Genomic DNA, 13,499 nt, shown 5'->3' on the forward strand with positions numbered 1-13,499 from the left:
TTAATATCGCAAGACTACCTTGTCAAACCTCAGGTCTATTTCTTTTACCTGTTTATCTTCCATTGTAAGCCGTGGTAAAACCAGTTGTAAAGACCGGACCTGAAGAGCCAGGTCCTTATCCAGAGAAAACAGAGCTAAAACTCCGCTGACCGTTGCCTCCATCGTGCCGTCAACAATAACAGGTGTGCCTGAAACAGTCAAATTGTTTTTCGTTAAAAGCGAAAGTAAATCGTAAGCGGTGGGCTCCTGGGAAATCGGACTCACGGCCGCCGGCGGATAAAAATAATTCCGAATCCTTTGCCTTTGCCAGAATGCAACCAACCCCACCAAAACAAGAACCACCACGGCAATTGAAATAATTCTTTTTACCAGAAGGCTATAGTTGCTCATCTAAAAAGCCCTCAAGCTCCTTCTTCAGTTCTTCAGCATTATTAAAAGTAATTCCTTGCATCCCCACACTTTCCGCCCCGCGGACATTCGATCCAAGATTATCAATAAAAACACACTCCTCAGGTGCGACTCCAAGTTTTTTGGCTGTCAGCAAGTATATCTCCGGATCCGGTTTTGCTAATCCAACATCAGCAGATATGACTATCGTATCAAACAAGGACATATACGCTTGCGATTTTGCCGCCTGGCCCCAAAAGGAAAAATTATTGCTCAGGCAACCGATTTTGTATTTTGGTTTCAGGCTTTTGATTAATTCAATAATCTGCGGGTCGGCTTTAGGATACTCAGCCAGGATAACTGCGTCTAGTTCTTTTCCTTTCCCCGGGCCGAAAGTCCGGTCAAGCTCCTCAATTAATTCTTCTTTCGTTGCCAAGCCCTTAGTAGCCTTGTCCTCGCAAGTGATTTTATGCCCGGCTACAAAAGGAGTGTATAAATCCGGAACAATTACTCCTCCGAAGTCGAAAATAACAGCTTTAATCATGTAAGTTTTTCAATTTCCTCAACAATTTTTTCTGCCGCGTCGGGATGGACGAGAGTCTTCCCTTTTTTGGCATTTTCCGAATAAACAGAATAGTTTTTCTCAATTTTGTTGATAGTCTCTAAAAGGGTTTCTCCGGATAATTTTTCCTGGCGAATAATTTCCGCCATTCCCAAATTAGCCAAAGTCTCGGCATTTTTCTGTTGTTCTCCCCCGCTCGACCAGGGGATTGGGATTAGAATTGCAGGTTTACCTAAAAATGCTATTTCCTCAATCGTATTTGCCCCCGCCCGGGAAACTACAATTCTGGCGTCTGCCAAAGTTTGGGCCGATTCTTCTCCATTTAAAAACTTTTTAACGACATAATTTTTTAATTCTTTGGCTTTTTCAAAATCTTTGTACATTGAATCCCCTGTTTGGTGAATAACCTTGTACTTTTCAACCAACTCTTCAATTATTTCCGCGACAGCGGTGTTAATCACGTGCGCCCCTTGATTCCCGCCCGTAATATAAATCGTTCTTGACGCTTTATCCTTTACGCTTGACGCTTTCAAAACTTCTTCTCTAATCGGGTTGCCGGTATCCAAAACTTTAGCCCCGAATATTCTTATGATTCTGTTAGCCAGACCCACAGATTTAGTTTGCTCATGGGTAGCAATCGGGACATCCCAAAGCCACGCGGAAATGACCACGGGCACGGCCACATAACCGCCGAAGGAAAGAACTACGGCCGGCTGGTACCGCAAAACCCAATAGAGAGATTGGATAAAACCGACGGGGATTTTCAAAAGCGATCTAATGGATTGACCGACATTAACGAAGAATTTTCTTTGCAGTCTCCCTGTGGTAATGCTTAAGTACCTTAAGTTTCTTAAGTTACTTAAGTTTCCTATCTCCTGATATTCCAGCGCCAACGCCTTGTCGTCTTCCATCGCATATTTCCGGCCGAGGTAAAAGATTTGCCAATCCTTTGGCATTTTCGCCATTACCGCTTTTGCCGGAGCAAAATGCCCGCCGGTTATAAATATTTTCTTCATGATAGATTTTGTCGCCAGATATTACCTAGAATTCCAATCCCTATTAACTCTACCACCAAAGCCGACCCGCCGTAGGAAATGAAAGGCAGCGGCACGCCGGTCAGGGGAATTAAGGCCACAATTGATCCGAGATTAACCAGAGTTTGGACGGCCAACCAGGCAATGATCCCCAGACCCAAAAGCCGGCCGAAATTGTCCTCCACCTGAAGAGTCAGCCGCGTCGCCTGAAGAAAAAAAACGGCAAAAATCAAAATCAGGGCGACTGCTCCGATCAACCCCAATTCTTCGCCGATTATGGCAAAGATAGAGTCAGTAGTGGCCTCAGGAAGATAAGAATATTTTTGCCGGGAATTGCCTAAACCCAAGCCAAATATTCCACCGCTGCCCAGGGCAATCAAAGCCTGACGAATATGATAGGAAGCACCCAGCGGGTCGGTATCCGGATTAAGGAAAGTTAGTAATCTTTTTACCCGGTAGGGCGATTTAATCGCCAGGCCAAGACCGCCGAGCATAATCAAAGGCAGCATAAATATCAAACCCAAAAGTTCATTATCAGATAAAAAATATAAAATCATCGCGGTCAAAAACAGGACGATAGCTGTGCCCATATCGGGCTGGAGCATGATTAAGCCAACTAAAAAGCCGACCAGGAGAATAAAAGCCGGCAGCCTGCCTTTCTCTTTAGTCGTCAGCCAGGCAGAAAGGTAAATTATTAAAGACAATTTCGCCAGTTCTGACGGCTGCAAAACGGTAAAACCCAAATTAATCCAGCGTGAGGCTCCATTAGACCGGAGGCCTATGCCGGGAAGGAAAACGGCAACCATTAAAACCAAAGTGACCGCCAATGCCGGCAAAGCCAGTTTCTTAAGCTGCCGGTAGTCGAAAAAATAGGCAAAAACAGCGGCCATTATTCCAACCACGGCCCACTTAAGTTGCTCCTTCAAAAAAAAATATTTATCGTTGAATGTTTGGGCGCCAGTGGCGGATGAGGCATCATAAACCACCAGAAGTCCGAAAAGCAGTAGAAAAACCACAACCAGAAGGATCTTTTGAAAACCTATTACTTGATGACCCCGAGCCATAAGCCAAAGATTGCAAAGAGGATGGCAATCAGCCAAAACCGGGTAACAACCTTAGGCTCTTCCCACCCCCGATACATAAACCATAAATGAAGAGGGGCGACGGCAAACAGCTTTTTGCCGGAGAAATGCTTGGAAAGCATCTGAAGAAGCGAGCTGCCGACTTCCAAAACAAAAACGCCGCCGATGACGGCTAAGGCCAAGGCCTTACCGGTTAATAAACCCACGACTGCCAGTGTCGCGCCGAAAGCCAGCGCCCCTGTATCTCCCAGCTCCACCCGGGCCGGAAAGATATTAAAGTAGAGAAAGGCAATTAAAGCTCCGGCCCAGACGGCAATAAAAAGCGCTAAGGCCGGATGCAGCAACTCGTAAGACAAGACCAAAAAAGCCATTAGACAAATAAGGAGCACGCCGGTAGACAACCCGTCAAGTCCGTCGGTAATGTTATAGGCGTTGGCAAAAGCCACGACAATAAATGCCGCCAGCGGTACAAACAAAACACCAATATTAAGCATCCCGAACCAGTGGATATTGAGAAAATCATAGCCCAAAACGGCCCAGAAATAGGTGCCGATGATAAGCCCAAGAATTACCTGAATAATCAGCTTGTGCCGCCAGCGCAGACCAAAGAAACCCGTCCGCTCTTTATTAAAATTCTTGCGGAAATCATCGTAGAAACCCAGAAGGGCAAAAGACAGCATCGAAAATAGCAGAATTGCCAGTTCGGAAATGTTGGCCCGAACCGCCAGCATGCCATAGGACCACAACGAAAGGACAGTGGTCATAACGACAATCAGAACTCCTGCTCCGATTGGACGCTGTTTTTTATATCCCAGAAGTTTCGCGGTAATAGAAGTGGCTTTATTCAGGGTATCAACTCTTTTGTTCTCGTCCGTTCGTTTAAAATGGATTTTATAAAGAAAATCGATGAAAGGAACCAAAAGGACGGCGGTGATAAAAAAAGACAATAAAAGCAAGCCTAAAAGTGGTCCCATAGCTATTGTTCAACCGTAGCCGTAACTGCGGGCCGTTTGGTATATGCTACAACATCACCGGGGATAATTTCAATCGCAGCGCCCAGAGAAACCAGATTTTCCGCTAAATTTTCATAGCCCCGGGCCACCTGGTCATGAGTATCAATAATTACAGTTTTTCCGGATGCTACCAGCCCAGCTAAAATCATCGTCGCGCCCATGCGCACATCATTGGCTTCAACTTGTTTCCCGGCAAGTGGGGTGGGGCCGGTAATTTTTAGAGCGTGGAGATTTTCCGGCTTATCATCACCCAGATTAAAATTGTAAAAGTCCTCCGGGTTTAAAACCTGCGGGTTAAAAAGCTCCATTTTTGCTCCCATGGAAACTAAAAACGGCACATAACCAAACCGGTTTTCGAAAATGGTTTCTGTGATTTCAGAGGTTCCCACAGCTTGAGTCATCAAAGTTGCCCAGACCGCTTGCCAATCCGTCATGAAGGCCGGATAAGGAGCGGCAGTAATATCCGCGGCACGCAGGGGTTTTTCCCAGCGGAAATTGATCCCCTCTTCCCGTGTTTCCCAGAGGCCGCCGATTTCTCTTACTTTCTCCAAAAAAGCCCCGAGAACTTTGTTATCCGCCCTTTCCACAAAAACTTCTCCTTTTGTCGCCAAGGCGGCGCAGGCAAAAGTAACTACAGTATTACGGTCGGTCATAACTTCGTGGGTAGCTCCGCGAAGATGCGCGACGCCGTCAATAACGATGGTCCGGGGCTCCGTCCGTTTGATTTTTGCCCCAGCCTGGTTTAAAAAAGTAATTAAATCATCCACTTCCGGTTCCGCCGCCGCATTTTCCAAGACTGTCCTGCCGGATGCTCTAACCGCCGCCAAAAGCAGTGTCTCCGTCCCGGTATGAGTGTTCTTGGGAAAACGAAAGTTTCCTCCCCTGAGTCCTTTCGCGGCGGTAATAATAAAAACTCCGTCTTTGAGCTTGACTGTAGCCCCTAACGCTTCCAAACCAGCAAGATGACGGTCAATCGGCCGGGCACCGATTTTGTCACCGCCGGGAATCGGCAAGACAGCCTTTTTAAACTTGGCCAGAAGCGGCCCAACGAAAATTGTTCCCGCCCGGGATTTGAGGCCACAGCTTTTAGGAGCATTAAACGAATCCAGACTCTTTGGATCAATTTCCATTGTCCGGTTACCCCGATCAGTTACTCTGCCGCCCAAACACCTGATTATTTCCGTGGTGTTTTCAATATCTCCGATATAGCTTAAGTTTTTAATTTCACTGGGGGAGTCACAAAGAAGAGCTGCAATCATCTCTTTAAAACCGGCATTTTTGGCTCCGTGAACCCTGACTTTTCCGTGAAGGTGTTTCCCGCCGGTTATGACATACTTCGTCATCGCAGCGAACATAGTATAATGGAACTAATGGCCAAAGTACAATCTGATGTCGATCTTCTGCCATACAACACTTTTAAAGTTTGCGTCAAAGCAAAATATTTTATGGAGATCAGCTCTCCACAGGATTTGAAGGATTTGCCTAAAGAAAAAACCTTAATCCTTGGCGGGGGATCAAATATCCTGCTAACAAAAGATTTCGACGGCCTGGTCGTAAAAAATAATTTACTGGGCAAAACAGTCAACGGAGACACAATCGAAGTAGCCACCGGAGAAAAATGGCTGGAGTTTGTCCAATGGGCTGTCGACAACGGCTGGTCAGGACTGGAACACCTGGCTTATATTCCCGGAACGGTTGGCGGAGGTTTGGTTGGCAATATGGGAGCTTACGGACAGCAGATTGCCGACATTTTCGTCTGTGCCAAGGCCGGTAAGGAAATTTTCACCAAAGAACAGTGCCGTTTTGGTTATCGGGAAAGCGCTTTTAAAGATATTTTGAAAGATTATTTTCTTGAATCTGTCACTTTGAAACTTTCCCGCGACCCGAACGCCAAAAAAATTGCCGAAGAAACTACCACTTTACGCAAAACTAAATTGCCCGACTGGATAACCTTGGGATCGGCCGGAAGTTTTTTCAAAAACCCCTTTATTGACCCGGAAAAGTTGAAAAATTTGCAAAAACTCCTGCCTGATGTCCCCAACTTTCCCGTCCAAGGCGATCATCAGATTAAAGTTCCGGCGGCTTATTTACTGGAAAGCTTGGGTTGGAAAGGCAAAAGAATCGGCAATGTTGGAACCTATGAGAAGCATGCCCTGATCGTAGTCAATTACGGGGGCGCCACTGGGAAGGAAATCTTCGAATTCGCCCAAAAAATGCAGCAGGATGTTAAAGAGCACTATGGAATTGTCCTGGAACCGGAAGTTAACGTTGTTTAAGCTGCCAGCAACTTTTGGGAACTAACGACACTACTCCCAGTTGCAGACGAGCCGGAACAGTGCACAGCCTATTTGCTTCAGATGACTGCATCCAACAACCACAAGTGACCCCCTCGGGAATAATCGGTTCCCACCTGGCTCTGACATCAGCAGGTAACTCATCAGTCAAAAGGAAATTTTTCGCGTTTTCCGGCAAAAGGTCTTCAATTTTGTTCATCGTAATAATAAGTTACTAACTTCATACACATCTCCGGCTCCCATGATTAAAACCACATCGTTTTTTGAAAGGTTGCGGGCAAGGAAGTTGGCGACATTAACTAGTTCGCCGCCCACATAAGTAGCTTTTGGGCCGCCGATGGCCAGGGCCAAATCTTTGCCGGAAGGCTTGGTAACGCCGCTTTCCCGGCGAGTATAGACATCAGTAACCACCACTTTATCGGCTTTCGCCAGTTCTTTTTTGAAATCTTCAAAAAGTTTTTCCAGTCGGGCATGCATATGGGGCTGGAAAACTACCCAAATTTTCTTTTTCGGATATATTTCCCGGGCCGCCGCAATATTTACCGCCACCGCCGTCGGATGGTGAGCATAATCATCATAAATCTTAGCCCCTTCGACTTCGCCTCTATATTCAAACCTTCTCTCCAGGCCCCCAAAACTCTCGAGTCCCTCGCGAATTTTCTGGTCTTTTACCCCGAGTGTCTTAGCTACTATCCAGGCAGCTGCGGCATCGCTTCTCAAGTGTTCCCCCGGCAGTTTCAACTTCGCCTGGCTCTTGGTCAGCTTTTTGTACTTAATAATTTTTAACTTAAGATTCTTAAGCATCTTAAGTTTCTTAAGTAATTTATTACAACCTTCATCTTCAGCATTGACTACAAGAATTTGAGCTTTACTGGCAAACTTCACAAATGAAGCCATAATCTGGTTAAAATCTTTAAAGTACTCCGGATGATCCATTTCTATGGAAGTAATTACTGCTAGGTCCGGTTTGTAGATCAAAAATTTATCCCGGAATTCGTCGGCTTCAAAAACGAAATATTTGCTTTTTCCGATCCGATCGTTTTTCTTTTCCCAGTCCAAAAGATTTGCCCCGATTTCGCAAGTCGGATCTAATCCAGCTGTTTCCAGGACCCGGCAGATTAGGGCGGTTGTCGTTCCTTTTCCGTGAGTTCCGGCCACGGCAATTGTATATTTTCCTTTCTGCAGATATTTGGCCATGAATTCTTCCCAGGTTAAAGCAATCCCTTTTTCGTTGGCTTTAGTGTATTCCGGGTGAGTAAGACTTTGATAAAAAACCGCCGGAGTATGAACCAAAAGGCCAGTATTTTTTAAGTGAGAAACATCATGGCCGATGGCTACCGGTATTCCTTCTTTGCGTAAGCGATAGGTAATGGAGCTTTCTTCCAGGTCGCAACCTGTTACTTTGTACCCGTACTCTTTGGCGATGCGCGCAACTGCACTGGCCCCGGAACCCCCAATGCCCATGAAGTGGACTTTAGTGGTTTTGCTTGTCATTCAGATCCACGACGGCCTGCTTAAATTGCCGCCCTCTGTCTTTGTAGTTCTTAAACATGTCAAAGCTGGCACAGGCAGGAGAAAGAAGAACTACATCACCAGATATGGCTGTATTATACGCCGTTTTTACTATCTCGTCCATACTCTTTAATCCTTCAATAATCCTAATATCTCCGGCCTTTCCTACCGCCTCTTTTATCTTTTTTGCCTCTGTCCCGATTAAGATCAGAGCCTTAATGTTTTTAGCACCCCGAATAATTTTCCCGAGTTCCGAGAAGTCAGAATTTTTTGAACTGCCTCCCAAAACCACAATTTCCGGTTCCTTAAAGGCCTTAATAGCCGCAATGGCTGTTTCCGGTGTTGTAGAGAAAGAATCGTTGTAATAGGTGACACCGTTGATTTTTGCAACCTCTTCCAACCGGTGTTCCAGGCCCCTAAAATTTTTAATTACCCGCCGCATTGTCTCCTCATCGATTCCAATAATTTTTGCTACCGTGGCTGCCGCTACCACATTCTCCCGATTGTGGCTACCGCGCAAACCAATTTCCTCATCGGCCATGTTTTGGAGAGCGTCTTTACTTATCCAAACAACTTTTCCCGTCGCCGCTCTGCCAATTTCCGCGGAATTGGGATAGTCCTTATTAATCACGGCATAGTCTGTTGGCTTCTGATGAGAAACAATACTTTTCTTGGCGTCAAGATATTCCTGCACCGTCGGATGCCAATCCTGATGCTCTTGAGTGACCATCAAAACCACGGCGATGTGAGGGGATTTATCCAAATCAATTAACTGAAAACTAGAAAGTTCCAGAATGACCCAGGAATTTTTTGTCAGTTTTAAATCAAACACCCCGGTTCCGATATTGCCGCCAAGATAAACATCATATCCGGCCGCTTTCATAATTTCATAAATTAAGCTGGCCGTTGTTCCTTTTCCTTTCGTCCCCGTAACCCCGATAATTTTTCCCGGACACACGTCAAAAAAAAGTTTTGTTTTGGAAGTTATCGGCGTTTTGGTTTTGAGAAGTTCCGGCCGATATCTGTAGACACCGGGGCTACGGACAATTAAATCGTATTTATCCAGGTTTTCAAACTTGTCGCCGTTTTTTTCGTCCAGAATGGTAACCTTATCTCCCCGACTTTTTAAATAGGGAATTACATCCTGGGTGTCGATGCCTAAACCAAGAACGGCCACTTTCATAGTTTTATTTGTTCCCATTTATATTTTAAGCTTTCCGGCCAGAAATTGCCCGCCACTTCCCGGGCTTTTTCCACGCTATCGGTAACTAAAAATTTTCTTTCCGCTTTACCGAAATTTGGTTCAATCGAATTTTTAATGGTCAGAGATAATTCTTCAGCGGGATCAATCACAGTTACCTTTTCCCCAACCACTTTTTCGATGGTTTTTCTCATAATCGGAAAGTGGGTGCAGCCAAGTACGAGCGTTTCTACATTCTCCATAGGCATTAAATAATGTTTTGCGGCGGTTAGAGCTACCTCGCTGTCAGCAAAACCTTCTTCTACTAAGGGCACAAACAGCGGACAGGCCTTGCCGGGAATTGGATAGATACCACTATTAATGGTTGCTTTGGTACCAATAACGGCCGCCTTTTGCCCATCAAGTTTTCGTAAAACCGGACTAATAACATCAAACACCGGTACCGGAGAAATCTTCTTAATGTCTTCCAGGGCGTTGGCGGATATAGAGTTGCAGGCAATTACCAGGCACTTTACTTTTTGTTTCAGAAGAAATCTGGCGAGTTCCAAAGCAAATTTTTTGATAGTCTCTTTTGATCGAGTACCATATGGCACTCTGGCCGTATCCCCGAGGTACAAAATACTTTCGTTTGGTAAAACCCGAGTAATTTCTTTCACCACCGTCAGCCCCCCCACCCCGGAATCAAAAACGCCAATAGGAAAATCGTTTACTTTTATCTAATTTCTCCTCCTTCCATGTATAAAACTTCGGTCTTATCAACTTTTGCTAAACACCTTTTTAAACGCTTTGGTAAGGAAGTATGTGTTTTCAAACTGGTAACCATAGGCACTGCTTTATTAATAGCTACAAAAACAAAATCGCTCAGTTCCTCTTTAGGCAATTTTATTTTTCTAATATCATTTTCTTTCAGGACCCCTCCGAAAAAATCAAACATAATTGCTTCATCTTTTGGACCATATGGTAAAGTATAGTCAACCCCTATTAATTTGAGCTTCCTAATCGTAAGATTCAACTCCTCTTTAACCTCTCTTGTGGCTGCCTGTTTTGGAGATTCATCTTTTTCCACAACGCCGCCGGGAACGCCCCAACGGTCCTTGTAGGTTGGTTTTACCAGAAGAATCTCACCCTTTTTATTAATAAAAAACACCTCAGAGGCCATTCTTTTTCGCGGCAAGCTTTTATAATAGTCAACTCCTGTTAGCATTTAGTAATTCTAACGCGATTTTTTGATCACTCCAGGGCACTTCCTTACCGCCGAGGTTCATGGATTTCTGGTGGCCGACGCCGGTAAGAAGAACCACATCGCCTGGCTTGGCCAGCAGTAACGCTTTATGAATCGCTTCTTTTCTGTCGGCAATTTTGTAGTATTCCTTGCTGCTATTTGCGATTCCCTTTTCAATTTCATCTATGATCTTCTCCGGCTTTTCGTTGTAGGTATCCTCATGTGTCAGGAAAATGATATCGTCGTACTTGGCCGCAATCGTTCCCATGAGCGGCCGCTTACCCTTGTCACGATTGCCAGTGCAACCAAAGACATGAATTAATCTTTTACCCATTTTTTTGGCCACCGGCAAAACTTTTTCAAAAGCCTGCGGAGTATGAGCAAAATCGACGATCACGGTAAACGGTTTTTTAGCCACTACTTCCAATCTCCCAGGCAGCGGTTCAAAGTTGGCGACCGCTTCCCGAATATCTTTATCCTCTATTCCTAAGGCCTTAGCCACAGAAATCGCCGCCAGACAGTTCTCCCGGTTAAAATCTCCGGCCAGTTGGGTTTTAAAGCGGTAGCCTTTAAATTTGGTCCAATCCGCCACCTGTTTACAGCTTTTTAGAAATTTTAGTTTGGTATTGCGGTAGTTTTCAAAGGTTTTGTGATAGTCGAGATGTTCGTTGTCGGCGATATTAGTCAAAACCCCGACGGCAAACGGAATCCCCCAAATCCGGTTTTGGTCAATCGCGTGCGAGGATACTTCCAGGACGACATGAGTACATTTATTGCGCAAGCTTTGGACCAGAAATTTCTGCAACTTCCAGGTAGTAGGAGTCGTCGTGTGAGCAGAGGATAAAGTGGAAAGGACCGCTGTTTTGTGGCCCGCTTCTGTCAGAATGTGATAAACCAAATTAGTGGTGGTAGTCTTTCCGTCAGTCCCGGTTATTCCGATCACAGTTAATTTTTTTCCAGGAAAACCGTAATAAAAACAAGCCAAAACCGCTTCCAGCCAATGGCCAAAGTTTTTAAGCTTGCGCAGCATACTTGTATTTTAGCAGATCACGGCGCGACGCTGTAGTAATAAAGCAAATCACGGGCAATTGCCGCAAAAACCGGGCCGGCTGTATCGCTTCCCCAAATCCGTACTTCCGGCTGGTCTAGTTTCACTATTACCAGAAACCGCGGATTATCGGCCGGATAGTAGCCCATGAGCGATGCGTTATAACCGGTATCAATGTATTTCCCCCCGGCGGCAATCTGAGCCGTACCGCTTTTAGCTGCAATTTTGAAATCAGCTAGAGCTTTTTCCCGGTCTATAGGAAAATGTTCCGGACTTTCCCGGGCAACATGGACCAGCATTTCCGTCACTGTTTTTGCCGTCGCTGGACTAATAATTTGCTCGCTTTGCGGCCAGCTAAGGTCGATAGTTTTATTGCCATCAATAATTTTTGAAACCAAATGAGGCGTACTCATGCGGCCGTTATTCGCCAGCACCGACCAGGCTTTCATCATCTGCATGGCGTTAACCCCGATTCCCTGACCGAAAGTTAAAGTGGCTTTATCAATCTCGTAATAATTAGCCTTGGGTCTTAAAAATCCCCCTTCTTCCTCCTGCAGATCAATGCCGGTTTTTTGTCCGAAACCATACTTTTGAATGTACGAGTATAATTTGTCAAAACCCAGTTTTTCACCGACAAAAGTCATACCGGTATTATCAGAATTAACTAAAACATCAGTCATGGTTTCGTTAGGGTGATATTTGTCATCAAAAGTATGAATATAGTCAGTGCCAATTTTTCTTGGGCCGTCGCATTTGTCACAAGTCGTGTTCGGTGTTAATTTATTTTCATTAATTGCCGCCGCCATCACTAACGGCTTAAAGATTGATCCCGGTTCGAAAAGATCGGCCACTGCCGGGTTTTTGTAAAGCTTGGCGGGGTAATAAGAAAAATTTGCCGGGTCATACTGAGGAAACGAAGCATCGGCCAAAATCGCGCCTGTCTTTGGGTCCATCACAATCGCCAGGCCTCCCGAAGCTTTCCAATCTTTAATCCCTTTCAATAGATCCGTTTCCACGAACCGCTGGACCGAGCGATCGATAGTGGTTACCAGGTCCCGGCCGTCCTGTTTATCCCGACGTGTTTCTGTTCCGACAGCAATCGGACGGCCGAAAGCGTCCTTTTCGATGCGCACTTCCCCAGCTTTGCCCGCCAGCTCCCGTTCGTAATAACCCTCCAAACCAAAATAGCCCTTCGGATTGCCTACAGCATCAAAACCTACAAAGCCCAAAAGATGAGCCGCCATTGAAGCTTCCGGATAGTCCCGGCTGGGTTCGGATTCAAAACCCAACCCGGCGATATTCAGCTTATTAATCTGGTCTTTCGTGTTCTGACCCACAAAATGGGATAAATTGACCCAGATCGCGTTTTTAATGTTAAATTTTGCCAATAAATCTGAGGCGATGCTTTTCTGGGTATCTTTCAAAAAATTTTCCCGGTCCTGTGGGGTAATTTCTCCGCTACCGGTGGGAATCAGAGGAACATCAGTGGCCAAGATTGCTGCCAGTTTATCGGCGACCAGCTCTTTGTTATCAGTAAACTTCGATAAGTTCACATAAAAAAGATAGTCGTCCTTGTTGGCTACCAAAGGAAAACCATCAGCACTTAGAATTTCTCCCCGCCCTGCCGGAATCTCCAGGGAATAAAAATGCTCGTCGTCAGCCGCCGCCGCCAAACTTTCCGCCGAGATTATCTGAATATAAGCTAATTTCAGAATAACCAGGGTAAAAGCAACGAGGAAGATTGTCCCCAGAAGCCGCAATTTAGCCGCAAACCTCATGGCATAACCTCGGTCCCGGCGTTTTTACCCATAGCCATTTCCGGCCGGGCGGAAAGATAGGCATATTTGTCAGTTTTGGTAAAGCCCAGAGTCTTGACCCGCTGTTCGACCGAAAGCATCGACTGCTGAGAACGGGTTTCCTCGGCGAGTTTTTGATTTTCCGTTTCCAGCTTGGAAATCTGCTGGTCCAGTCTTCGTAAGCTATCTGAGGTTTCTACCAGCCGGTTAGCCGCAAATACCCGCCCGGCCGAAAGCAGACCGACGATCACAAAAAGCACCAGGACAACCAGTCCGGATACTTTTTCCTGCCTTAAATTTTGTTCCTGTTGTAATTTTTGCACTATTTTCCATCGCTGCCCCCGATGT

General features: G+C 45.5%; 14 protein-coding genes. 1 reads left to right on the plus strand and 13 read right to left on the minus strand.

Going from position 1 to position 13,499, the window contains the following annotated elements; translation table 11 throughout:
• Genes M1403_01035 through murA form a run of 6 tightly spaced genes read right to left on the minus strand, consistent with a single transcriptional unit; the run spans position 1 to position 5,433 of the window.
• Complete coding sequence (locus M1403_01035) at positions 1–390, minus strand: hypothetical protein (protein MCL4397591.1); 390 nt, start codon at positions 388–390, stop codon at positions 1–3.
• Positions 377–931, minus strand: coding sequence for an HAD family phosphatase (locus tag M1403_01040; GenBank protein ID MCL4397592.1), 555 nt, complete (start codon positions 929–931; stop codon positions 377–379). Before M1403_01040 ends, M1403_01035 begins: the two co-directional genes overlap by 14 nt.
• Complete coding sequence (locus M1403_01045; GenBank protein MCL4397593.1) at positions 928–1,965, minus strand: UDP-N-acetylglucosamine--N-acetylmuramyl-(pentapeptide) pyrophosphoryl-undecaprenol N-acetylglucosamine transferase; 1,038 nt, start codon at positions 1,963–1,965, stop codon at positions 928–930. Before M1403_01045 ends, M1403_01040 begins: the two co-directional genes overlap by 4 nt.
• A complete protein-coding gene (gene ftsW, locus M1403_01050; protein ID MCL4397594.1) occupies positions 1,962–3,047 on the minus strand; it encodes a putative lipid II flippase FtsW in 1,086 nt (361 codons plus the stop codon). Before ftsW ends, M1403_01045 begins: the two co-directional genes overlap by 4 nt.
• Entirely contained in the window at positions 3,026–4,039 is a 1,014-nt protein-coding gene (locus M1403_01055; protein MCL4397595.1) for a phospho-N-acetylmuramoyl-pentapeptide-transferase, read from the minus strand. The genes ftsW and M1403_01055 overlap by 22 nt, the downstream gene beginning before the upstream one ends.
• A gap of 2 nt (positions 4,040–4,041) precedes the next feature.
• Complete coding sequence (gene murA / locus M1403_01060; GenBank protein ID MCL4397596.1) at positions 4,042–5,433, minus strand: UDP-N-acetylglucosamine 1-carboxyvinyltransferase; 1,392 nt, start codon at positions 5,431–5,433, stop codon at positions 4,042–4,044.
• Positions 5,434–5,448: 15 nt separating this feature from the next.
• Between murA and murB the strand changes: the two genes are divergently transcribed.
• On the plus strand, positions 5,449–6,354 hold the full coding sequence (gene murB, locus M1403_01065; protein MCL4397597.1) for a UDP-N-acetylmuramate dehydrogenase: 906 nt from the start codon (positions 5,449–5,451) through the stop codon (positions 6,352–6,354).
• 213 nt (positions 6,355–6,567) lie between these two features.
• Here murB and murC read toward each other — a convergent pair whose 3' ends face one another.
• Genes murC through M1403_01100 form a run of 7 tightly spaced genes read right to left on the minus strand, consistent with a single transcriptional unit; the run spans position 6,568 to position 13,474 of the window.
• A complete protein-coding gene (murC, locus tag M1403_01070; protein MCL4397598.1) occupies positions 6,568–7,866 on the minus strand; it encodes a UDP-N-acetylmuramate--L-alanine ligase in 1,299 nt (432 codons plus the stop codon).
• On the minus strand, positions 7,847–9,067 hold the full coding sequence (gene murD, locus M1403_01075) for a UDP-N-acetylmuramoyl-L-alanine--D-glutamate ligase (GenBank protein ID MCL4397599.1): 1,221 nt from the start codon (positions 9,065–9,067) through the stop codon (positions 7,847–7,849). Before murD ends, murC begins: the two co-directional genes overlap by 20 nt.
• A complete protein-coding gene (gene murI / locus M1403_01080; GenBank protein MCL4397600.1) occupies positions 9,064–9,759 on the minus strand; it encodes a glutamate racemase in 696 nt (231 codons plus the stop codon). Before murI ends, murD begins: the two co-directional genes overlap by 4 nt.
• A 38-nt stretch (positions 9,760–9,797) precedes the next feature.
• Complete coding sequence (locus tag M1403_01085; protein MCL4397601.1) at positions 9,798–10,289, minus strand: NUDIX hydrolase; 492 nt, start codon at positions 10,287–10,289, stop codon at positions 9,798–9,800.
• Positions 10,273–11,337, minus strand: a complete 1,065-nt coding sequence (locus M1403_01090) for a UDP-N-acetylmuramoyl-L-alanyl-D-glutamate--2,6-diaminopimelate ligase (GenBank protein MCL4397602.1) — start codon at positions 11,335–11,337, stop codon at positions 10,273–10,275. The genes M1403_01085 and M1403_01090 overlap by 17 nt, the downstream gene beginning before the upstream one ends.
• A 17-nt stretch (positions 11,338–11,354) precedes the next feature.
• On the minus strand, positions 11,355–13,133 hold the full coding sequence (locus tag M1403_01095; GenBank protein ID MCL4397603.1) for a penicillin-binding protein 2: 1,779 nt from the start codon (positions 13,131–13,133) through the stop codon (positions 11,355–11,357).
• Entirely contained in the window at positions 13,130–13,474 is a 345-nt protein-coding gene (locus M1403_01100) for a hypothetical protein (GenBank protein MCL4397604.1), read from the minus strand. Before M1403_01100 ends, M1403_01095 begins: the two co-directional genes overlap by 4 nt.
• Positions 13,475–13,499: the final 25 nt, after the last annotated feature.

This window comes from Patescibacteria group bacterium (assembly GCA_023380635.1).
Taxonomy (GTDB): domain Bacteria; phylum Patescibacteriota; class Microgenomatia; order JAMCZE01; family JAMCZE01; genus JAMCRP01.

Coding starts and splice junctions, on each gene's coding strand:
- murC (MCL4397598.1), bottom strand. CDS start 7,866: ATGACAAGCAAAACCACTAAAGTCCACTTCATGGGCATTGGGGGTTCC.
- murA (MCL4397596.1), bottom strand. CDS start 5,433: ATGTTCGCTGCGATGACGAAGTATGTCATAACCGGCGGGAAACACCTT.
- M1403_01035 (MCL4397591.1), bottom strand. CDS start 390: ATGAGCAACTATAGCCTTCTGGTAAAAAGAATTATTTCAATTGCCGTG.
- murD (MCL4397599.1), bottom strand. CDS start 9,067: ATGAAAGTGGCCGTTCTTGGTTTAGGCATCGACACCCAGGATGTAATT.
- M1403_01040 (MCL4397592.1), bottom strand. CDS start 931: ATGATTAAAGCTGTTATTTTCGACTTCGGAGGAGTAATTGTTCCGGAT.
- ftsW (MCL4397594.1), bottom strand. CDS start 3,047: ATGGCTCGGGGTCATCAAGTAATAGGTTTTCAAAAGATCCTTCTGGTT.
- M1403_01045 (MCL4397593.1), bottom strand. CDS start 1,965: ATGAAGAAAATATTTATAACCGGCGGGCATTTTGCTCCGGCAAAAGCG.
- murB (MCL4397597.1), top strand. CDS start 5,449: ATGGCCAAAGTACAATCTGATGTCGATCTTCTGCCATACAACACTTTT.
- M1403_01085 (MCL4397601.1), bottom strand. CDS start 10,289: ATGCTAACAGGAGTTGACTATTATAAAAGCTTGCCGCGAAAAAGAATG.
- M1403_01055 (MCL4397595.1), bottom strand. CDS start 4,039: ATGGGACCACTTTTAGGCTTGCTTTTATTGTCTTTTTTTATCACCGCC.
- M1403_01095 (MCL4397603.1), bottom strand. CDS start 13,133: ATGAGGTTTGCGGCTAAATTGCGGCTTCTGGGGACAATCTTCCTCGTT.
- M1403_01090 (MCL4397602.1), bottom strand. CDS start 11,337: ATGCTGCGCAAGCTTAAAAACTTTGGCCATTGGCTGGAAGCGGTTTTG.